The following is a 21,999-nucleotide window of genomic DNA, read 5'->3' as shown; positions in this document are numbered from 1 at the left end:
CCCGCTCACGCCTTGCGGCGCCTCATGAAACACGCCCGCCGCGTCACGGGTTTGCCAACCCCTCGTCCAGTAGCGCCGCGACGACCTGCAAGTTTGGTTCGACGAGCATATCGCCATGGCCGCTGGGCACTTCGGCAATCATCAAGCCGTCGCGCGCGACACGCCGCCACAGCGATATCGGATCGCCCCAATCCTGGTGTCGAATCGCCGCGCGCACATAGACAATCGGGCCGGCGTGATACGGCCGCGGCCGGTAGGTCGTCGTTGCTTGTCTCATCGCTTCGCGCACGCGCCAAAGCGCAGGCGGAAACGATTCGGTGTAGGCGTCCGGCCGGCGCGTCATGCGCCCGAGGCTCATCCCCGCGCGATCGGCCGCCTTCCCGAGCATGTACGTCAGGTAACCGAAAAGCTGCGCCGCAGGCACCGCGCGCAGCTTGCGCCACTGGTAGCTCAAATAGCTGCAGCGGTGCCGCAGCCAAGCATGCCATGGGAGGAAATGCTCGTGCACATAGGTATCGAGCAGGCACAGGAATTCGATGTGCTCGCCAGCGCGCATCAGCTGTTGTGCAATCTCGAGCGCGACCAGCCCGCCGAACGAGTAGCCGGCCAGCGCGTACGGTCCGCCCGGCTGCACGGTGCGCATCTGTTCGATGTAGCTGGCCGCCATATCTTCGACGCACCGCTGTGTCGGCTGCTCGCCGTCAAGGCCCCGTGCCTGCAGTCCATAGACCGGGCGCGGACTACGCAGCGCGCAGACCAGCCCCCAACATTCCATCACCGAGCCGCTCAAGCCATGCACGAGGAATAGCGGCGTCCCGGTGCCGGCGCGCACGGGCACGAGGATCGGCGACGGCGGCTGCAGTTCGCCCTCGTCGATCGCCGCGGCGAGGCGCGCGATCGTCGGCGCGATCAGCAGCGTCGCGAGTGGGATCGTGCGCCCGGTCGACTGATGCACGTCGGCGAGCAACCGCGCAGCGAGCAGCGAATGACCACCCAGTTCGAAGAAGTTGTCGTCGTGACCGATCGGCGCGAAGTCGAACAGCTTCTCCCACAGCACCTGCAAATGACGTTCTAGTTGTTCGCGGGACTCGCCGGCGGGTGGCAATTCGCGCGCCGCCAGGTTCAGTGCCGGATGGTTCCGGATCGAGTCGAGGCATCCGGGATTGCGTAACGCCGCGGCATTACCGACCGGCAAGCCGTTGACCGCATCGCGCGCGGCCGCTTCGGACAGCTTGCCGCTATGCGTGACCGGCAACGCATCGACGGCGATGATCCGGTCCGGCACGTGCGTGGGCGACGCACGACGTGCGAGGTCGCGGCGCACTCGGGCGGCCAGCGCGCCCGTCAGCGCGACGCCATCCTGCAAGACCAGCAGCAGCACGATGCGCTGGTCGTACCTTTGCGCGCGCGTGGCGTCAGGCGGTGCAGCGCGTGACCGCTGCTCGACCACCAGCGCCTCGCGAATTTCCCGGATATCGCTCAGCACACGATAGATTTCGCCCGGACCAACGTTGATGCCGCGAACATTCAGTACGCCATCGGAACGGCCATGCAGCCGCGCAGTGCCTTCCGGCGAGAATTCGATGCGATCGCCGTGCGTCCAGACACCTGCGTTGCTGGTGAAATAGGCAGCGTGAAACCCCTTGCCGTCCGTGTCGCCAAAAAAGCCGAGCGGACGCGACGGAAACGGATTCGCGCAGATCAGCTCGCCGGTTCGGCAGGTGCGGGCACCCTGTTCCCACGCCTGAACATCAAGCGCAAGGCTCTTGCACTGGGCTTCCCCCGCATAGATCGGCAGGTTCGGATTCCCCAGCACAAAGCAGCCAAGAATGTCCGTGCCGCCCGAGATTGACTGCAGGGGCAGCGGCTTCACGTGATCGCGCACCCATTCGAACTGCGCGTCGAACAGCACCGCACCGGTCGACATCATCGCGCGCAGTGCGCCGAGATCGAATTGCTGCCCTGGCACCAGGCCCGCGTCCTCGCACATCTTCAGGTACGCGGGACTTGTGCCGAACACGGTAACCCGCTCGTCGGCGACGAGGCGCCACAACGCATCGACCGTCGAGATCGGGCCGTCATACGTAACGATCTCGGCCCCGGACGCGAGCGCCGACAACTGCCAGTTCCACATCATCCACGCGCAGGAGGTGTGAAAGTACAAGCGATCGCCGGGCCGCAGGTCGCAGTGCAGCCGATGCTCCTTCAGATGCTCGAGCAGGCTGCCGCCGGCGCCATGCACGATGCACTTCGGCTTGCCGGTAGTGCCCGACGAGAACATGATGAAGAGCGGATGGTTAAATGGGAAACGCCGCCACACGAAGCTCCCGGCATCGCCACTGTCGATCAGTTCGCCAAGCGAATAGACCCGCTGCTTGACGGTGTCCGGCAAGGTTCCGTCGTCGAGCCGGACGACGCCCTGCAGCGACGGCAACGCGGCAGCCAGATCGGCGACGTTATCCGCCAGCGACATGCCTGTGTCGAACGCCCGATCCGCAGCGTGCGCGAACAGCAGTCGCGGCGCTAGCGGCGCGAAGCGATCGAGGATCGTCTCGACGCTCATCTCGGCCGCGGCGGTCGACAGCGTTGCACCGAGCGCGGTGACGGCCAGCGCGGCAACGACCGCATCCGCGTCGTTGCGCATCACGCCAACCACGCGGTCCCCATCGCGCAGCCCCAACTCCGAAAGAGCATGCGCAAGACGAGCTACCCGATTGCGCAGTTCGCCGCGGGCCAGGCGTACACGTCGGCCATCTGCGTGACATGCGGTCAGCGCAGGTGTGTCGGGCGTCGCTATCGCCAAGCCAAGCAGGTTGTCCGCGTAGTTCAGTTGGACCTGCGGGAAGAAGCGTGCATACTCGCACTCGTCGCCGACGCAGACCGGCTCGGAGCTGCCGGACCACGCAAGCCCCTGCGACCACTGCACGAAGCATTGCCAGAACGTCCGATATTCCCGTACCGAGAAATCGTGTAGCGTATCGTAGTTATTGAAGACCTGGCCGGTGTATGCCTGCAGGGCCGTGGTAAATGCGGTCATTTGCGACGCCGCGGCGCGCTCGGGCGTGCTGCTATAAATGGGTACGCGTCCCATGGTCGCGCTGGGGCGGAACGACGGGTCGAACAGGTAGAAGCGATCCATCCGATTCTCCACTGAGACCGGTGCGCACCGTTCGAAGCAACGGCGCGTTCTGATGATCCAGACTAGTGACTCGCTATTTGTTGCTCTGTGCGAAATCGCACGAACTATTGCCAAACCACAGGCAACGACCAGCCAGTTGGCGTAGACGTGACTGGGGCTTCTCGTATCAACAAGTTCGTGACCCGGGGCGGCTTCGCTGAAACAGCAAGGCGGCCATCACACCGACGTGCGAGTCACTATCAAATCGACACGCGTCCCGAAACTTCCTCCCGGAATGGTGTGAGCGAATCCACGAGATCCTGATGCAGGCCTTGGGGCAGCACCTTTCGGTCGGCGGCGACTAGGCAGCGCGAGGGACCACCTGTCAAAACCAGACCGCGGAAGCTCGAAGCATGGTCGATGAACTTCTCTTGTCCGCCCTGTGAGGGGGCATTCGTGAATCGCTTCTGAGTGACTGGAATTGACCCGAAGCGGGCGACTATGCACTGTGCGCGACATGTCGGTTCCCGTGCACCAGACAGACATTCGGCATATATCGCTGGGCTTACCCGCTGAACGGGGCCGTCCAAACTCCGCTATGCATTTTTATTCCTGGCAAGCATCCCAATGCCCGGGTTTGCGACGGAGCATTCTGGACGCTAGGCACCATGAGTGCCATACCTGATGTCGTGAAGTTGAGGTAGGCGATGCACTTGAGATGGCAGAAAAAACCGACGCTTAGCTGCTTGCAGCCGTTGTTCTCCGACCAATTTCAGCCCTCCGGGTGCGTGCCGCACATTGTCTCCATCCCTGCTACCATGCCCAGCGCATCCCCACGCGGCTGCTTCGATCCCGCAGGCGACAGAACGCGAGCCGCGCATCGAACGGCTTCAGTTGGTACCACGCGCTTGGGCAGGGACTGGTGTGTCGTGCGAGGATTTCAAGGGCGCCGGAAGGGGCTTGCTCGCTTTCTCTTGGCCGGCGTGAACTGAAACCGGGCCTGGTCGAAGCCGGCGCGTTGGCTTAGGAGCGCTTCGCTGTCGATGCGCTCGGCCAGGCCCTCGATGTCGCGCTCTGTCACGCCGGCCTGCGCGAAGTGTTCCTGCCAGGCGTTCACGGCGTCGATGAGGGTGGCAATTTCGGCCGCGGCCTCCGAGGGCAGCAGGCCGGATGCATCGCACTGCGACATCGCGTTTTGGAGCGTCGAGTCCCGGCCATGAGCGCCGCAGATGAATTCCTGGTACCCCTGACCAGATCGTCGCGGCATGGACCTACTTGTGCGGATGCTATCTGCAATCGGTACCGATGCGCCGCACCCGCTCAGGAAGGCCGCGAAGTACCGCGACGACCCGCCATTCGAATCAACAATTGCCGTGAACGGGTCTCGTTACACCGAAGAACTCGGCATACAGTTGGATTTGCGGCGTTAGCATGTGAATGCCGGGGTGCGTCTTGAGCCCGCGTTTGACCGCACACTTGAGCAGTCGGGTTTCGGCCGGTTTCATGATGATGTCGGTAACGATCGCATGCCGCGGCAAATCATCGATAGGGAACGGAACGGGATCGTGCGCATTCAGTCCGACCGGACTTGCATTGATCGCCATGTCCACGTCATTCAAAGTCGGGTTCGCCAAAGAAATCGCTACCTCTGGCTTGTATGCATTCAAGCGGTCGGCCAGATCGTCGGCCCTGCTCGCCAATGTGTCGGTCAGCATCACGCGTCTGACGCCCGCTTGAACGAGCGCTGTGGCAATTGCTGCCCCCGCTCCTCCAGCGCCGAAAAGTGCGACGAGTTTGCCGGCTGGTTCGTGCGCCTGCGCGCGCAGGCCCTGCACGAATCCCAAGCCATCCAAGTTCTCGGCGAACCAACTGCCGTCGGGATCGCGCCGCAGGACGTTGGCGGAGCCTGCCAACCCGACCGTCGTACTGACCCGGTCGGCGTGCGAGCAGATGGCGAACTTGTGCGGGATAGTGACCACAATCCCGTCGAGGTTCTCCATGCGCTTGAGCCCTTCGACCACGGTCTTCAACTGTCCCGGTCTGACGTGCACGGGAATCGTGACCGCGTCCGCGTTAAGTTCCAGGAAGAGGCGGTTCAGTAGCACGGGGGCCTGCACCTGTCCAACGGGATCGCCCAACACCGCGAATAGCCGTGTTGTGCCTTGTGGGCTGGGAATCAAAAGAGATTGCGTCATGACTCAGTCTCCGGCGATCGGGCCGTGTAGAAGATTTGGCTGACATGTGAGACGCCTCGGTCGAAGACCCTGGCGGGCGAGGCAAGTGCCGGTTCACATTGCAGGCGCCTTGCGTGCGATCGTGTTCGTGGCGTTGTGCCGCCCCTTGATGTAGGCCGCCGCAATCGCGATACCAATCGGAAAGGTCAGGGCCATGAAGAGCTGGCCGAAGTCCCATTTCAGGGCCAGTAGTACTGCGCCGAGGGACGCGCCGGAGATCGCACCGAACCGGCCGATGCCCGTCATCCAACTGGTCCCCGTCGCACGCATTTCCGTCGGGTAGTAGCCCGCAGCCATCGCAGTCCAGCCCGTGTTGGCCGAGTTGATGCAAAAGCCAAGCAGGAAGACCAGCCCCATCAGCATATCGACACTATGATGCTGAGAGCCAATCGCCACCGTGAACAATGCTGCGCCGAGCAGCGTCCCGATCATGACCTTGTGCGGGTTGAATCGATCCATTTCCCAGCCGATGACAATGTTGCCGAGCGTGCCGCCGACTTGGAGCATGGCGCCGACAAGCGCCGCGTCGGCCAGCGTGAAGCCGTCGTCCTTGACCATGATCGGCAGCCAACTGTTGAGGAAGTAGACGGTCAAGAGATTCATGAATAGCCCGGCCCACAGGGCGAGGGTCACTGCCGCATGCGGTTTGGAGACAATGAGCTTGATGGCACTCTTGCCCGCATGTTCACGTTCAGGCGTCACGAACTCGGTCGCCGGGTCGGCCGTCTCAGGAGCAATCGCGTTGACAATGTGCAGCAGTTCGCCATGACCGCCATGCCTGACAGCCAAGAACTTCACGGACTCGGGCAGAAGGAAGCAGAGCAACAGCGCGAAGGCGATCGGCACCACACCACCTACGACCAGGATCGACGCCCAGCCATGTGTCGTGATCAGATAGTTGGCAAGGAAGCCACCACCTGCGGCGCCAAGCGTGAAGCCGCAGTAGACAACTGTCACCATCAGTGAACGGTACTTCTTCGGGGCGTATTCGGAGACCAGCGTCGCAGCATTTGGTTGCGATGCGCCGAGGCCCAGACCGGTCAGGAATCGCAGGACCGACAGCACCGCGATGTTTGGGGACCACGCCGATGCCAGGCTCATGAGGCCGAAGAAGAAGACCGCGCCAATAATGACCTTGCGCCGGCCGAAGCGGTCCGCTAGCGGGCCCCCCGTCAGCGCGCCAATCGCCAGCCCGAACAGCCCCATGCTCAGTACCGGTCCAAGCGCCTCGCGCGGAATCTTCCAGTCCGCGACGAGGGCGGGCGCAATAAAGCCCATTGCCACGATGTCGAATCCATCGAGGATCAGGATGGTCAAGCACAGCAGAAGGATCTTCCAGTGAAAAGAGCCGAATGGCCTGGAGTCCAAAAACTCCTGGACGTTGATCTGACTGGGCGCTTTCATGAATGTCTCCGTTATTTTGTAGAGGGCAACGTTTCCAATGCGCCCGGCGGGGCGGGGCGACGTCTAGAGCAAGCCGCGCATGTAGTCGAGGCTGTCGGCGATGGCCTGTTCGTCGCCGCCAAAGGCGGGATGCAGATAGTCGATTTCCAGCGCGAGCAGGCCGGTGTATCCGTGCTTGCGCAGCACGTCGAAAGTTCGCGGAATGTCGATGAGGCCCTTGCCGAGGGGAACGCTCGGCCAAAAGGCGAACTCTCGGGGATTGCCACTTCTGGCAGCGACATCTTTCACATGCGTGGCGCGTGCATAGGGGGCCAGTTTCTCAATCGCGACCATCGGGTCTTCCAGCATGCGCAGGTTGTTGGCGGTGTCCAGGCAAACGCCCAGCCAGGGGGAGTCGATGGTTTGGATCAACTCAACCAGTTCGTCGGCCAGAAAGTCGATGTGGTTCTCGATGGCGAGCACGACACCGTGCTGCTCGGCATGCGCTATCGCGTTGCGCAGCAATGGGACCAATTTGCCCTTGTGCGTGCCCCATTCGGCCGGTCGCGTGCGACGGCCGCCACAGCAGATACGCATCACCTTGGCACCGATCGCCGCAGCGATCTCGGTGTGACGCTTGAGATCCTCAACTTCTTCCGGCGCATCGCCCGATTGGAGCCCACTCGGGTGCCCCCAAGCCCACACCCGCTCCAGTCCGCGCTCGTCCAGGTCCTCGCGCAACTGGCTCACAGCCTCGGGAGTCAGGCTTGGCAGGAAGCAGGATTCAAGCGATACGCCGTCCACGCCGAGGCTGCTTGCCCGCTGGAGAAAGCCCCGCATGGTCATGCGTGAACCGGGATCATCTTCGATGCCAGGGTAAACCTCGCCGAAGTATCGGTGAAAGCAATAGGAGTCGATGGAAAGTTTCATGGCGTATCCCTGGAAGATTCGACGGCAGTGCCGCGGCGATCTTGTTTGGAATACGATACCAAATGGATGTTGATTCCAATAAAGGTGTTTACCCTTACTCTTGGGGTAGTGCGGGATGGAGTTGGATCCCAGTTGGGTTAGCATTTCACCAATTCGTCCATCCCCCAAGGAAACGCTTATGGCCTCAGTCCGCGACCGCGCTCTATCCATCCTCGAATTACTCGCCCGCCATGTGCGCGGGCTGCCGATGTTTGAGATTGCCGACCGCCTGGACATCCCGCGGACGGCGACGCACCGTCTGCTGGGTGAGCTCAAGGAGATGGGTTACGTGAAACACGACCAGAGCAAGTCTCAATACATGCTGACGGTCAAGCTCGCGTCGCTGGGCCTCGGCTATCTGGCTGCCACCGGCATTGCCGATGTCGCGCAGCCCCTGCTGGACGATCTCGCCGAAGCCAGCGGGGAGTTGGCGCGGCTCGCCGTTATCGAAGACAGTCAGCTGATTTGGGTCGCGAAGGCCCAAGGCTCGCATTCCGGTCTTCGTTACGACCCGGATGCTGGTCTGGACGTGTATCTGCCTGCTACCGCGAACGGATTGGCGTGGCTTGCGGCCGTGAGTGAGGAGCGCGCACTGGAGTTGGTTGCCCTACAGGGTATGGAGCGCGCTCGAGAGATGGGTCCGAGCGCACCGCAGACTTTGCGCGCGCTCATGGAGCAGGTGGAGCAGACGCGGCAACGAGGTTATGCGGTCGTCTTCGACGCCTACGAAGCTGGCACCAGCGCTTTGGCGGCAGTAGTCCGGAGACAGAACGGTGGCGAGCCTATCGGCACCGTTAGCATTGCAGGCCCATCGGTGCGAATGACCAAGGAGCGCATGGAGGCACTGGCTCCCCTTGTTCAGGAGTGCGCCAGTGCATTGGCACTGGCAAGCGTCAGTTCACCAATGTTTGCTCGGCACGACGCTAAGCAGGGAGGCCATACCCAACCAGGTTCCCACTAGAGCTGCAGTTCGGCATATGCCGGAGAAGATGCCGGAGAAGATGGGGATCCCGGCTGCCGGCTTCAGGACGATTTCCGCAACTGCATGCCGATTGTTGGCACAGGATGACCGTTGTCGGGCCGCTTCGGCAGTTCGCCCATGCAAGCGTGGATGGCCGGAGAGGCCGCCAGTTCAGTCATCCGGCCATGCATCGCTGGATGGCCATGACTGGCCGAGGCCGTCATGTCCCATAACTGCGGTCCAGACAGACGAGATCACCTCCGATCATCGTCTGCCCGGCAATCCCCCTTATCGCTGCGCCATCGTCATATAGTCGACCGTCAGACCAGCTAGCGCCCTGACCCCATTCACCAGCGCGGCCTCATCCACATAGAATTCCGGCGAGTGGTTGGATGCTGCCTTGGCCACGTCCACGCCTTTGGGCGTGACGCCCAGGTTGAAGAACAACCCCGGCACCTTCTCCTGATAGAAGGAGAAATCCTCCGACGCCGTGGCCTTGGGCGCGATCATCCAGTTGCCATCGCCGGCCACGCGCTTGAGCGTGGGCGCCATCTTGTCGGTCAGCGCGGGCTGGTTGACGGTGGCGTTGTAAAGCTCCACGACCTTGAAGGTGGCCTCGGCGCCGGCGCTGCTGGCGATGGCTTCGGTGGTGCGCTTCATGCGGGCATGGATGTCCTTTTTCATGCCTTCGTCATAGGTGCGCACCGTGCCCATCATTTCGACTTTCTCCGGCACGATGTTCATGCGGTTGCCGCCGTGGATGGTGCCAACCGTGATCACCGAAGGCTCCAGCATGGCGTTGACCTGGCGGCTCTGGATGGTCTGCAGGCCGAGCACGATCTGCGAGGCCACCACGATCGGGTCGATGCCGCCCCAGGGGCGCGCGCCATGGGTCTGGCGGCCCTTGACGTCGATCCAGAACTGGTCGGCGGCGGCCATCGACGGGCCGCTGCGCCAGGCCAGCTTGCCCGACTCGATGCCGCTGCTCACGTGCAGGCCGAAGATGGCATCCACCTTGGGATTGTCCAGCACGCCTTCGGCCACCATCTGCTTGGCGCCCCACATATTGCTGCCGTTGGGCTCGAAATCCGCCGGGCTTTCCTCGGCCGGCTGGAAGATGAACTTGACCGTGCCGGGCAACTGGTCCTTCATGCCGGCCAGCACCTCGGCCGTGGCCATGAGAATCGCGACGTGGGTGTCGTGCCCGCAGGCGTGCATTACGTCCACTTCCTTGCCCAGGTACTGCCCCTTGGCCTTGGAGGCAAAGGGCACGTCCACGCGCTCCTTCACCGGCAGCGCATCCATGTCCGCGCGCAGCGCCACCACGGGGCCCGGCTTGCCGCCCTTGAGCACGCCCACCACGCCGGTCTTGGCGACCCCCGTCTTCACTTCCATGCCGAGCTTGCGCAGATGGTCCGCCACCAGCTTGGAGGTACGGATTTCATAGTTGCCAAGTTCGGGATGCTGGTGGATGTCGCGGCGCCAGGCGATCAGCTGTGCTTCGACGGCCTTGGCGCGGGTCTCGATCTGCGCCTGCAGGCTCTCGCTGCCGGTGGCTTGCGCCTGCGCGGCGGCGGGTGCCAGGCACAGCAGGCCGGCGGCCAGCGCGAGGGCGGAAACGCCGGCGCGCAGCGCGGCAGGGGAACGGGCTTGGCGTGCTGCCATGAAGACTCCTTTTTTATTTTTTCGTGATGGAACGGGATGAAAAAACCAACGCATGCGCGGCTAGCGGATGCCAAGGCGCGCGCGCGTCTGGGCCAGCGCCACCAGACTGATCGACGCGCAGGCCATCAGGTAGAAGCTCGGCGCCAGCTTGCTGCCGGTGGCACCGATCAGCCAGGTCAGGATGAAGGGCGCGAACCCGCCGAACAGCGTCACCGCGATGTTGTACGAGAGCGAGAGGCCCGTGGTGCGTGTCTTGACCGGGAAGATCTCCGACGCCAGCGCGGGCAGCGCGCCGAAGTACAGCGTCATCATCAGCCCCAGCACCACCTGCACCGCCAGCATCACGCTGAAGCCGGGATAGTGGCTGAGCAGCCAGAACAGCGGCCAGATCGACACCAGCAACAGCAGCGCGGCGAGGCGCATGGGTGGGATGCGGCCATAGCGATCCGACCAGTGCCCGACCAGCGGGGCGAACAGCATCTGCACCACGCCCGTGGCCAGCGTGGCGGCAAACGCCGCCGAGGGCGGCAGGCCGAGCTGCTTGACCGCGTAGGTGGGCATGTACAGCACCAGGTAGGTCGACACCGTGGCGACGATGACCACGCCCATGGCCAGCAGCAGGCGCTCCTTCTGGTGGCTGAGCGTGTCGCGCAGCGGTGTTTCGGTGGTCTCGGCCTGGAGGAATTCAGGGGTTTCGTCGACGTGGCGGCGGATGTAGTACGCCACCGGGCCGATCAGCAGGCCAAAGAGGAAGGGCACGCGCCAGCCCCAGGATTGCATCTGGTCGGGCGTGAGCGTGGTGGTGAGCACCGCGCCAAAGCCCGCGGCAAGCAGGGTGGTCAGGCCTTGGCTGGCGACCTGGAAGCTGGAGTAGAAACCGCGCCGGTTGGGCGCGTGCTCGGCCAGGAAGGCGGTGGCGCTGCCGAATTCGCCGCCAGCGGAGAAGCCCTGGATCATGCGCGCTGCCACGATGCCGATGGGCGCCATGACGCCGATCGCGGCATAGGTGGGTAGTAGCGCGATGATCAGCGTGCCCACCATCATCAGCAGGATGGAGAGCGTCAGCGCGGCGCGCCGGCCTTTGCGGTCGGCATAGACGCCGATCACGACCGCGCCCAGCGGCCGCATGAAGAACGACACGCCGAAGGTGCCGAGCGTCAGCAGCAGCGAGGTGTTTTCATCGTGGTTGGGAAAGAACAGCGCGGAGATGGTGACGGCAAAAAAGCCGTAGACGACCAGGTCGAACCACTCCAGCGCATTGCCGATCGAGGCTGAGATCACCGCGCGCCAGGGATGGCGCGAGGCGGGCGCTGCCGATGCTGCCGCGCCGCTGTTGCTGCTACCGCTTGCCGATACTGCTGTCATGGTGTCTCCGGGTTATTTTTTGGACATGACGCAACCACCGGCCCGCAGGTTTAGCGGGCCGGCTACAACGGAAAACGAGGAAAACGGCTTAGTTCACGCGCAGGCTGTCGACCACCTTGTGCAGGAAGGCTTCGCAGGCGGCGAGCTGGTCCAGCGCGACGAACTCGTCGGGCTTGTGGGCCTGCTCGATATCGCCGGGGCCGCACACCACGGCCGGGATGCCGGCGCGCTGGAACAGGCCGGCCTCGGTGCCGTAGGCGACCTTGTTGACGTCGCGGTCGGCGGTCAGCGCGCGCACCAGTTGCGTGATGGCGGCCTGCTCGGCCACGTCGAGCGAGGGCGCGGCGGCGATCTTGTTGATGGTCAGGCCCGCGTCGGCATGCTCGGCGCGCATTTTCGGCAGCAGCACGTCGTTGGCGTAGCCCTGGATGCGGGCAAAGATGGCTTCCGGATCGACGCCCGGCAGGTTGCGGAATTCGAACACGAACTCGCACAGCGCCGGAATGGTGTTGAGCGCGATGCCGCCGTGGATGGTGCCGGTCTGGGCCGTGGTGAAGGGCACATCGAAGTCGCGGTCGTAAGGGCCGTTGGCCTTGAACTCGTCGGCGATGTCGCGGATATGGCAGATCAGGCGGGCGGCGTACTCGATGGCGTTGACGCCCTTGGGCGTGAGCGACGAATGCGCGGCCTGGCCCTTGACGCAGCAGCGGTAGGCGTTGATGCCCTTGTGCGCGACGATCACGCGCATGCTGGTGGGCTCGCCGACGATGCAGCCGCCCGGGGTCACGCCGCGTTCGCGCAGTTCCGCCAGCAGGTAGGGGGCGCCCATGCAGCCGATCTCTTCGTCGAAGGACAGCGCATAGTGCACCGGCTCACGCAGCCTGGCCTCAAGCAGCGTGGGCAGCAGCGCCAGGCTGGTGCCGATGAAGCCCTTCATGTCGCAGGTGCCGCGCCCGTACAGGCGGCCATCGCGGATCACCGGCTTGAACGGGTCGGTGGTCCAGTTCTGGCCGTCCACCGGCACCACGTCGGTATGGCCCGACAGCACGATGCCGCCATCGGTGCTGCCGTTGGCGGCGGGCACGGTGACGAACAGGTTGGCCTTGTCGCCCTGCGGGTTGTAGCTCAGGTGGGGACGCAGGCCCTTGGCCAGGAAATGATCGCGCACGGCTTCGATCAGGCCGAGGTTGGAGTGGCGGCTGGTGGTGTCGTAGCTGACCAGGCGCTGGGTCCAGTCGAGCGCGCTGCCGCGGGTTGCGGCATCGGCAGGCTTGCTGAGGGTATCGGCTTGCATGGCGGTTGGCTTTGGGTAACGTGTTAAGTAAATGATGCTACACCGTGCTGGCTCGTCGGTCCATGCACGGTGCACCATCGTGGCCCGCCGCGGCGGCGGCGCGCCGCAAACGGGGTACTGTGGAGCAATGATCAGGCCATTCAGACCATTCAGGCCAGTTGGCGCAGGGTGTGCTTGATGGTCTGCGCGCGCACTGCCACATCCGGCATCTTGGCCTCGATGCGCAGCTTGTCCTGTCCTGCCAGCTTGATATGGCGGTTCTTCTGCACCAGCTCGATGATCTTCATGGCGTCGATCGGCGGGTTGGGCAGGAACTGCATGCTGATGGCCGCGTCGCTGGCGTCGATCTTGCGCACGCCCAGCGGCACCGCCGCGATGCGCAGGCGGTGCGTCTCGATCAGCGCTTGCGCCTGCGGCGGCAGGCGGCCGAAGCGGTCGATCAGCTCTTCCTGGATATCGTCCACGCGCTCGGCCGTCTCGCAATTGGCCAGGCGCTTGTACAGCGAGAGGCGCTCGTGCACATCGGTGCAATAGTCGCTGGGCAGCAGGGCCGGGGTGCCCAGGTTGATTTCGGTGGTCACGGCCAGCGGCGCCATCAGGTCCGGTTCCTTGCCGGCCTTGAGCGACTTGACGGCGGCGTTGAGCATGTCGGTGTAGAGCTGGAAGCCGATCTCGTGGATCTCGCCCGATTGCTTGTCGCCCAGCACTTCGCCCGCGCCGCGGATTTCCAGGTCGTGCATGGCCAGGTAGAAGCCCGAGCCCAGTTCTTCCATTTGCTGGATGGCTTCGAGCCGGCGCTGCGCCAGCTTGCTCAGGCCTTCGACATCGTGCACCAGCATGTAGGCATAGGCCTGGTGGTGCGAGCGCCCGACGCGGCCGCGCAACTGGTGCAGCTGCGCCAGGCCGAATTTGTCGGAGCGGTGGATCAGGATGGTGTTGGCGGTCGGCACGTCGATGCCGGTCTCGATGATGGTGGTGCACAGCAGGATGTTGTCGCGGCGTGCCACGAAGTCACGCATCACGCGCTCCAGCTCGCGCTCGTGCATCTGGCCGTGCGCCACCGCGATGCGCGCTTCCGGCACCAGCTCGGCGAGCTTGGCGCGCTTGTTCTCGATGGTGTCGACCTCGTTGTGCAGGAAGTAGACCTGTCCGCCGCGCTTGAGCTCGCGCAGGATGGCCTCGCGCACCACGCCGTCTTCCTCGCGGCGCACGAAGGTCTTGATGGCCAGGCGCTTTTGCGGCGCGGTGGCAATCACGGAGAAGTCGCGCAGGCCTTCGAGCGCCATGCCCAGCGTGCGGGGAATCGGCGTGGCGGTCAGCGTGAGCACGTCGACCTCGGCGCGCAGGGTCTTGAGCATTTCCTTCTGGCGCACGCCAAAGCGGTGTTCCTCATCGATGACGACCAGCCCCAGGCGCTGGAACTTGACGTCGTCCGACAGCATCTTGTGGGTGCCGATCACGATGTCGGCGGTGCCGTCGTTGATCTGCTTGATGGCGCCGTCGATCTCCTTCTTGGTCTTGAAGCGCGACAACTCCACGATGCGCACCGGCCATTCGGCGAAGCGGTCGGACAGATTCTGGAAATGCTGCTCGGCCAGCAGCGTGGTGGGCGCCAGGATGGCCACCTGCTTGCCGCCCATGACCGCGACGAAGGCGGCGCGCAATGCGACTTCGGTCTTGCCGAAGCCCACGTCGCCGCACACCAGCCGGTCCATTGGCTTGCCCGAGGTCATGTCGGCGATCACCGCGGCGATGGCCGCGGCCTGGTCCGGCGTTTCCTCGAAGCCGAAGCTCTCGGCAAACTTCTCGTAGTCCCTGGGCGTGAGCTCGAAGGCATGGCCCTGGCGCAAGGCGCGGCGCGCGTACAGGTTGAGCAGCTCGGCGGCCGTATCGCGGATCTGCTGCGCGGCTTTGCGTTTCGCGCGGTCCCATTGGCCGGAGCCCAGCGAGTGCAGCGGCGCGGTGTCCGGATCGGCGCCGGAGTAGCGCGAGATCACGTGCAACTGGTGCACCGGCACGTACAGCTTGCTGCCTTTCTCGTAGTCCAGGTGCAGGAATTCCTCCTCGCCCTGGCCCAGGTCCAGCGAGACCAGGCCCTGGTAGCGGCCAATGCCGTGCTCGCTGTGCACGACCGGATCGCCGATCTTGAGCTCGGCCAGGTCGCGCACCATCGAGTCGACGGCGCTGGCCTGTTCCTGCTTGCGCCGGCCCGTGCGGCGCGCGGTGCCGGCATACAGCTCGGCCTCGGTGACAAAGGCCAGCGGCTCGATGCCTTGCGCGCCGGGCACGGCAAAGCCGCTTTGCAGCGGCGCCACCACGATGGAGAAATGCGAATCTCCCGCCAGGAAGGCGGCGTAATCATCGATCGGCTGCGGGCGCAGCCCGCTTTCGCCGAACAGCTGCAGCAACGTTTCGCGCCGTCCGGCGGAATCCGCGCACATCAGCACGCGCCGGTCTTTTTTCAGCAGCAACGCTTCCAGGTTGACTAGCGGGTCTTCCGCGCGCCGGTTGACCGAGACATCGGGCAGGGACTCAGCCAGCGGCACGGTGTCGCCGGTAGCGGTGCCTTGCAGCACGAGCCGCGCCAGCGGCTTTGCACCTGCGAAGAACTGCTCTTCCGAAAGGAACAGCGCGGCGGGGGGCAGCAGCGGCCGCTCGCGGTCATGGCGCATGAAGTTGTAGCGCTGCGTGGTGTCGGCCCAGAAGCGGCGGATGGCGTCCGGCACATCGCCGGCAAAGGCGAGCTGGCTGTTGGCGGGCAGGTAATCGAAGACGGTGGCCGAGCTTTCAAAGAACAATGGCAGGTAGTACTCGATGCCGGCCGACGGCACGCCATTGCCAATGTCCTTGTAGATCGTCGACTTGCTCGGGTCGCCTTCGAACAGTTCGCGCCAGCGGCCGCGAAACGCGGTGCGCGCGGCGTCGTCGAGCGGGAACTCGCGGCCCGGCAGCAAGCGCACTTCCTTCACGGGGTACAGGCTGCGCTGCGTGTCGGGATCGAAGGCGCGGATGGTTTCGATCTCGTCGCCGAACAGGTCGATCCGGTACGGCAGCGGCGAGCCCATCGGGAACAGGTCGATCAGGCCGCCGCGCACGCTGTACTCGCCGGGCCGCATCACGGCGCTGACATGCTCATAGCCGGCCAGCGTGAACTGCGCCTTGAGCGCGGCTTCGTCCAGCTTCTCGCCCTGCTTGAAGAAGAAGGTGTAGGCCGCCAGGAAGGCGGGCGGCGCCAGCCGGTAGAGCGCGGTCTGCGCGGGCACCAGCATGATGTCGCACTGGCCGCCCTGGATGTCGTGCAGCGTGGCGAGCCGCTCCGAAACCAGATCCTGGTGCGGCGAGAAGCTGTCGTAGGGCAAGGTTTCCCAGTCGGGCAGCAGGCGCACCCGCAGGCCCGGCGCGAACCAGGGGATTTCCTCGGCCAGCCGCTGCGCGTCGACCGCGTTGGCGCACACCACTGCCAGCATCGGCACACGCTCGCGGTGCTGGCTGGCGTAGGCGGCCAGCACCAGGGCGTCGGCGGAGCCGGGCAGGCCGGACACGGTATAGCGCTGGCCGGCCTTGACCAAGGGGAGGTTGGCGAAGGGGGCGGGGCGATTGGCTTCAGGCATCGGGTACGGGCTGGCTTGTTGACGGCTTTCAGGCGTTGCGGGGCTAAAAGAGCGCGGCGATGCAACAGCGACACCCCGCCGGCATCGCGGGCGGGGAGTGGGCGAAGCATGCGGCGCCCGGCGGGCGCTCGCGCTGATCGACGCCCGCATGTCCGCGAGCGAAGGCCGTATTATAGAATGCGCTCCGAATCCGCGTTTTCAATGCCGCGCTTCCCGCTCCCCTGCCATGGCAGGGGCCCCGAAGCCTTGCGCCATGCTCCTGGCATGGCGCTCACCTTGTCCCTCACGCTATCCGTGTCTGCTCGCCGATTTGCCCTTATCCCCTGTGCCGGTACCGGCAGCCGCGCGGGCGGCAGCCTGCCCAAGCAATACCAGACCGTGGCCGGCCGGCCGATGATCTGGTACGCGCTCGCCGCTTTTGCCGCCTGCGATGCCATCAGCGCCACCGCGCTGGTGCTGGCGCCCGACGATATGCCGCTGGAGTCCCGCTTCGGCGTGGCGGCGTTTGCCGGCCTGCGTTTTGACACTGCCTTCGTGGGTGGCGATACGCGCCATGCCTCGGTGCTGGCTGGCCTGCATCACCTGGCGCAACTCGGCGCCACGGACCGCGACTGGGTGCTGGTGCATGATGCGGCCCGCCCGGGCCTGACGCCCGCCATGATCCACGCGCTGGTGCGCGCGGTGGAGGGCGACGGCGCAGACGAAGACGGCCCCGACGCAGCCATCGGCGGCATCCTGGCGGTGCCGGTGCCCGATACGCTCAAGCGCGCCGATGCACCCCCCGGCGGGCAGCCGGCGGCGGTGGTGCGCATCGGCGCCACGGTCTCGCGCGAGGGCTTGTGGCAGGCGCAGACCCCGCAGATGTTCCGTCTGGGTGTTTTGCGACAGGCGCTGCAGGAAGCGCTGGCCGCGGGCGCCGTGGTGACCGACGAGGCCAGCGCGATCGAGCGGCTGGGTCTGCATCCGCGCCTGGTCAATGGCTCGCTGCGCAATTTCAAAGTGACCTACCCCGAGGATTTCGCGCTGGCCGAGTTGCTGCTTGGCGAGGGTGCTGGCAAGCCGTGACCGTCATCCTCGTGCATGACCAGCCATCCCCGCCCATCACTGTCCATTCCTATCCATCCCCGTTCCGATCCTGAAGGAGAACTGCTCCCATGACCCCATTCGATATCCGCGTCGGCCAAGGCTATGACGTGCACGCGCTGGTGCCGGGCCGCAAGCTCATCCTGGGCGGCGTGGACATTCCCCACGACCGCGGCCTGCTGGGCCATTCCGATGCGGACGCGCTGCTCCACGCCATCACCGATGCGCTGTTCGGCGCGGCCGGCCTGGGCGACATTGGCCGCCACTTTCCCGACACCGATCCGCGCTTTGCCGGAGCGGACAGCCGTGTGCTGCTGCGCGAGGCCGCGCGGCGCGTGCGCGAGGCAGGCTATGAAATCGGTAACGTGGATGCGACCGTGATCGCGCAGGCGCCGAAGCTGGCGCCGCATATCGGCGCCATGGTGGCGAACCTGGCGGAGGACCTGGGCTTGGCCGCCGCCAGCTGCAACGTCAAGGCCAAGACAAATGAGAAGCTGGGCTTCGAGGGGCGTCAGGAAGGTATCGTTGCGCAAGCCGTGGTGCTGATCTGGCGCGGCACGATCGTCTCCCCGCAGGATTGATGCGGGGCTGAGCGCTGTGGGCGCTCAGCTTCTTGCGGCCGTTCCGGTTGCGCTAGCGTTTTCGGGCGGGAGCGCGTAGAGGTAGTCGATCAGCCGGGCCATTGGGCCCGAGCGCGCACCGGCTTCGGTGCGTTTGACAAAACCCATCTGCTGGCACAGCTGGTTGGCGGATTTCATTTCCGGCATGGTGCGCACCAGCAGCGCGCCGGCGCCAATATCGCGCGCGCGCTGGATGCAGACCTGCATCAGCGTGCGGCCAAGGCCCAGTCCGCGTGCCTGCGGGCTGACCGCGAGCAGCCGGGCTTCCGGCAAGGCGAGCGTGATGGTGCTGCCGTCCAGCGCCTGCAACGTGGCGCCGGGGTGGCAGAACAACACCGCGCCGCTGATGCCGTGATCGGTTTCCGCCACCCACCATTCCATTTCCGAAGTCGACGCGGCCAGCACGGCTTTCATGCCTTGCTGGAAGGACTCGCGGCAGTCCTCCATGATCTCCAGCTCATATTGGCCATAGGCTTGCTGGGTCACGGCGGCAATGTCGCCCCAGTCCTGCACGGTGGCGAGGCGGTAGTGAAAGCGGGGGGAGGTATGCGAAGGAAGGGTGCTCATGGCAGAGGGGGCAAAGGCTGTGACCTTGCTGGATTGTAGGCCCTTCGGTGCACAAATGCAGTCAGTGAATTACCGACTTGGCGCGTGGGCAACAGGCTTGCGCTGACGCGCGCGGCATGCTGGGCAAGCCCCGCCGGCCTTGCGCCGCGGGGCTTTCGGGGAAGTACCGGAAGCACCATGCCGGGCCGTGCCGGGCCGGCGCGTGCCACCCGCAAGGCCTCGATACGGCCTTATTCCGCCGCGATGACGTTGGCAGCTGCCACGACCACGGCGGCAATGCGGCCCACGTCGCGCAGTTGCTGCGCGGTCATGCCTTGCTCGTTCTTGAGCAGCGCATAGTGCGACTTGATGCAGAAATGGCATTTGCCGACGATGGACGCGGCCAGCGCGTACATCTCGAAGCGGCGCTTGTCCACGCCGCCGTGCGTGGCATATGCATTCATGCGCAGGCCGGCCGGTTGCGTCGCGAGATCCTGGTCGTCGGCCATTTCCACGAACGGATACCAGACATTGTTCATGCCCATCAGCGCGGAGGCGGTGAGCACGGCATTGGTTTCCTCGGGCGAGAGCACACCCGCGTTGCGGATCGCGTCGACGATCACGCGGCTCTTGGCAGCAAACGCCGCGGCCAGCGCCACGGCCACCGCATCGTTGCCCTCGAGCGAGGAGCGGGCGATGGTGCCGTCGAGGTTCAGGCGGATATCCTTGGCGTAGTCAGGAATAAGGCCTTTAATCGTGCTGAGGAATTCCATACAAATCTCCTATCGGTGAGGTCTCAAAAAACCCGCCATGGCGGGTTTTGAGGCGCGGGCCAAAGCCCGGCGCGCAGATCGTCACAAATCGCCGGCAATCTCTCACCGGCAGTTTGTGCAGCATGTCAGCTGGTCGACAGCTTACAGCGTGGCACCGCCAACAGCGCGGTTGCACGGGCACAGCTCGTCGGTTTGCAGGCCGTCGAGGATACGCAGCACTTCGTCCGGGTTACGGCCGACGTTGAGGTTGTTCACCGACACGTGCTGGATGACATTGTCCGGATCGACGACGAAGGTAGCGCGCAGTGCGACGCCGGCAGCCTGGTCACGCACGCCCAGCTGGTCGATCAGCGAGCCGGTCACGTCGGCGAATTGCCATTGGTCCAGCTTGTTCAGGTCCTTGTGCTCACGGCGCCATGCCAGCTTCACGAATTCGTTGTCGGTCGAGCCGCCCAGCACGATCGCGTCGCGGTCGGCGAAGTCGCCGTTGAGCTTGGCGAAAGCAACGATTTCGGTCGGGCACACGAAGGTGAAGTCCTTCGGGTAGAAGTAAATGATCTTCCACTTGCCTTCGAACGACTTTTCGGTGATGTCTTCAAAGGCCGACTGGCCGTTCTCTTCGTGGTTGTTGAAACCCGGCTTGACACCGACGACGTGGAAGGCTTCGATCTTGTCACCAACGGTCTTCATAGACTGCTCCTGGATACGGTTGAAGAGAGACGCTCGCGCCGCAAGCCGGGCCATCCGCAACGGATAAGGCCAGGCTGCCGCGCAACGAACATGGATTATGCGTCATCCCCGGAGGGCGGGGCTAATTGATATTCTCAAAGAGCCCGATAGCCAAGCGCGGGGAGCCGCGTTGCCGGCCGCGCGCGGGCGCCGATTAGTGATGTTGGCGCCGTCATATTGCCGCGCGATGTCAGCCGCGGTGTTCGCAGCCGCCCTGCCGGAGCTGCGAGTCTACCCCAGCAGGGCCGCCCTCGTGAACCTCAGGCAGCCTTGGCCGCGGGCTCGACGTAGGCATGCTGCCGTCCGCCGCGGAAAATCACCAGCGTGGCAATCAGCCCGCATGCAGCGGCAAACATCAGCCACAGGCCGGGCGCGGCCTTGTTGCCGGTGCTGTGGATCAGGTAGGTCGAGATGGCCGGCGTGAAGCCGCCGAACAGGGCCGTGGCCAGGCTATACGCCAGCGAGAAGCCCGCCGTGCGCACCGCGGGCGGCATCACTTCGGTCAGGGTCACCACCATCGCGCCGTTGTAGCTGCCGTACAGGAAGGACAGCCACAACTCGACCATCAGCAGGCGGCTGAACGACGGCTCCGCCACCAGCCAGGACACCGCCGGATAGGCCGTGAGCAATGTGAGGATGGTGAAGATCACCAGCAGCGGCTTGCGGCCCACGCGGTCCGACAAGGCGCCCATCAGCGGCAGCCAGATGAAGTTGGACAGCCCCACGCACATGGTGACGATCAGGTTGTCGACGTCATCGAGCTTGAGCACGGTCTTGCCGAAGGTCGGCGTGTATGCGGTGATCATGTAGAACGACACCGTTGTCATCACAACCATCATGCAACCGGCCACGATGATGCGCCAGTTCTCCATCATCGAGCGATAGATCTCGCTGATGCTGGGGCGATGCTTGCGGGTCTTGAACTCTTCGGTTTCTTCCAGCGAGCGGCGGATCAGGAAGAGGAACGGCACGATCAGGCAGCCGATCAGGAACGGAATGCGCCAGCCCCATTCGCCCATTTCCTCCGGCGACAGCATCGAGTGCAGCACCACGCCAAGCAGGCCGGCAAAGATCACCGCCACTTGCTGGCTGGCTGATTGCCAGGCCACGTAGAAGCCTTTCTTGCCGGGCTTGGCGATTTCCGCCAGGTACACCGACACGCCGCCCAGCTCAACGCCGGCGGAGAAGCCCTGCAGCAGCCGGCCCGCCAGCACCAGCAACGGTGCGGCCACGCCGATCGACGCATAGCCCGGCACGCAGGCGATCAGAAGGGTGCCGAGCGCCATCAGGACCAGCGTCATGATCAGGCCCTTGCGGCGGCCGTGGTGATCGATGTACGCGCCCAGGATGATGGCGCCAAGCGGACGCATCAGGAAGCCCGCGCCGAAGGTCGCGAGCGAGAGCATCAGCGAGGCGAACTCGTTGCCGCTGGGGAAGAACGTCTTGGCGATGGCGGCGGCGTAGAAGCCGTACACCATGAAGTCGTACATTTCCAGGAAGTTGCCGCTGACAACGCGGAACACGGTGCGGAACCCGTGTTGCTGGGAGGGGGAGCTTGACATGTTGCTGGTGTCTCTCGCAGTTGCCGCCGGTTGGTTCCGGTGGCTTGATTTTGATCGGGCGCCAGATGGGGGCGGCTTCCCCTTTT

16 protein-coding genes are annotated in these 21,999 nt (G+C 64.6%); 3 read left to right on the top strand and 13 right to left on the bottom strand.

Features of this window, described 5'->3' with window-relative positions; genetic code table 11:
- Positions 1-43 precede the first annotated feature (43 nt).
- The 5 genes from AC1RQK_RS03005 to AC1RQK_RS02985 form a co-directional block, all read right to left on the bottom strand.
- Positions 44-3,139, bottom strand: coding sequence for an acetoacetate--CoA ligase (locus AC1RQK_RS03005; protein ID WP_492807603.1), 3,096 nt, complete (start codon positions 3,137-3,139; stop codon positions 44-46).
- A 919-nt stretch (positions 3,140-4,058) separates the two neighbouring features.
- On the bottom strand, positions 4,059-4,385 hold the full coding sequence (locus tag AC1RQK_RS03000) for a hypothetical protein (RefSeq protein ID WP_492372831.1): 327 nt from the start codon (positions 4,383-4,385) through the stop codon (positions 4,059-4,061).
- 94 nt (positions 4,386-4,479) lie between these two features.
- Positions 4,480-5,313: a shikimate dehydrogenase family protein gene (locus AC1RQK_RS02995; RefSeq protein ID WP_492372832.1), complete on the bottom strand. Its 834-nt coding sequence runs from the start codon at positions 5,311-5,313 to the stop codon at positions 4,480-4,482.
- Positions 5,314-5,406: 93 nt separating this feature from the next.
- The gene (locus AC1RQK_RS02990) at positions 5,407-6,756 is read right to left on the bottom strand and encodes an MFS transporter (protein WP_492372833.1); all 1,350 of its coding nucleotides are present in this window, start codon (positions 6,754-6,756) and stop codon (positions 5,407-5,409) included.
- A 63-nt stretch (positions 6,757-6,819) separates the two neighbouring features.
- Positions 6,820-7,665: a sugar phosphate isomerase/epimerase family protein gene (locus AC1RQK_RS02985; protein WP_492807601.1), complete on the bottom strand. Its 846-nt coding sequence runs from the start codon at positions 7,663-7,665 to the stop codon at positions 6,820-6,822.
- Between the two features lie 178 nt (positions 7,666-7,843).
- On the opposite strand from AC1RQK_RS02985, the gene AC1RQK_RS02980 reads away from it, so the two are divergent.
- Entirely contained in the window at positions 7,844-8,665 is an 822-nt protein-coding gene (locus AC1RQK_RS02980; RefSeq protein WP_492372835.1) for an IclR family transcriptional regulator, read from the top strand.
- Between the two features lie 288 nt (positions 8,666-8,953).
- Here the strand turns inward: AC1RQK_RS02980 and AC1RQK_RS02975 are convergent, their stop codons facing one another.
- From AC1RQK_RS02975 to mfd, 4 genes are all read right to left on the bottom strand, one after another.
- Complete coding sequence (locus AC1RQK_RS02975; RefSeq protein WP_492807599.1) at positions 8,954-10,330, bottom strand: amidohydrolase; 1,377 nt, start codon at positions 10,328-10,330, stop codon at positions 8,954-8,956.
- A gap of 60 nt (positions 10,331-10,390) precedes the next feature.
- Entirely contained in the window at positions 10,391-11,695 is a 1,305-nt protein-coding gene (locus tag AC1RQK_RS02970; RefSeq protein ID WP_492372837.1) for an MFS transporter, read from the bottom strand.
- Between the two features lie 88 nt (positions 11,696-11,783).
- Positions 11,784-12,989: an acetylornithine deacetylase gene (gene argE, locus AC1RQK_RS02965; RefSeq protein ID WP_477134981.1), complete on the bottom strand. Its 1,206-nt coding sequence runs from the start codon at positions 12,987-12,989 to the stop codon at positions 11,784-11,786.
- Between the two features lie 149 nt (positions 12,990-13,138).
- The gene (mfd, locus tag AC1RQK_RS02960; RefSeq protein WP_492807598.1) at positions 13,139-16,600 is read right to left on the bottom strand and encodes a transcription-repair coupling factor; all 3,462 of its coding nucleotides are present in this window, start codon (positions 16,598-16,600) and stop codon (positions 13,139-13,141) included.
- 264 nt (positions 16,601-16,864) lie between these two features.
- Between mfd and ispD the strand changes: the two genes are divergently transcribed.
- A complete protein-coding gene (gene ispD, locus AC1RQK_RS02955; RefSeq protein WP_492807597.1) occupies positions 16,865-17,665 on the top strand; it encodes a 2-C-methyl-D-erythritol 4-phosphate cytidylyltransferase in 801 nt (266 codons plus the stop codon).
- A gap of 89 nt (positions 17,666-17,754) precedes the next feature.
- Positions 17,755-18,264: a 2-C-methyl-D-erythritol 2,4-cyclodiphosphate synthase gene (ispF, locus tag AC1RQK_RS02950; RefSeq protein WP_150987634.1), complete on the top strand. Its 510-nt coding sequence runs from the start codon at positions 17,755-17,757 to the stop codon at positions 18,262-18,264.
- Between the two features lie 24 nt (positions 18,265-18,288).
- Here the strand turns inward: ispF and AC1RQK_RS02945 are convergent, their stop codons facing one another.
- The 4 genes from AC1RQK_RS02945 to AC1RQK_RS02930 all read right to left on the bottom strand — a co-directional run bounded on the left by AC1RQK_RS02945 (position 18,289) and on the right by AC1RQK_RS02930 (position 21,913).
- Positions 18,289-18,870: a GNAT family N-acetyltransferase gene (locus AC1RQK_RS02945; protein ID WP_492372840.1), complete on the bottom strand. Its 582-nt coding sequence runs from the start codon at positions 18,868-18,870 to the stop codon at positions 18,289-18,291.
- A 230-nt stretch (positions 18,871-19,100) separates the two neighbouring features.
- Positions 19,101-19,622 (bottom strand): carboxymuconolactone decarboxylase family protein, encoded by a 522-nt coding sequence (locus tag AC1RQK_RS02940; protein WP_006155913.1) that lies wholly within the window; start codon positions 19,620-19,622, stop codon positions 19,101-19,103.
- A gap of 141 nt (positions 19,623-19,763) precedes the next feature.
- Complete coding sequence (locus tag AC1RQK_RS02935; RefSeq protein ID WP_043345420.1) at positions 19,764-20,312, bottom strand: peroxiredoxin; 549 nt, start codon at positions 20,310-20,312, stop codon at positions 19,764-19,766.
- Between the two features lie 299 nt (positions 20,313-20,611).
- A complete protein-coding gene (locus tag AC1RQK_RS02930; protein WP_174424477.1) occupies positions 20,612-21,913 on the bottom strand; it encodes an MFS transporter in 1,302 nt (433 codons plus the stop codon).
- Positions 21,914-21,999 lie beyond the last annotated feature (86 nt).

The organism is Cupriavidus sp. GW822-FHT02D05, assembly GCF_058802485.1.
This window is presented reverse-complemented; position numbering and strand designations above follow the sequence as displayed.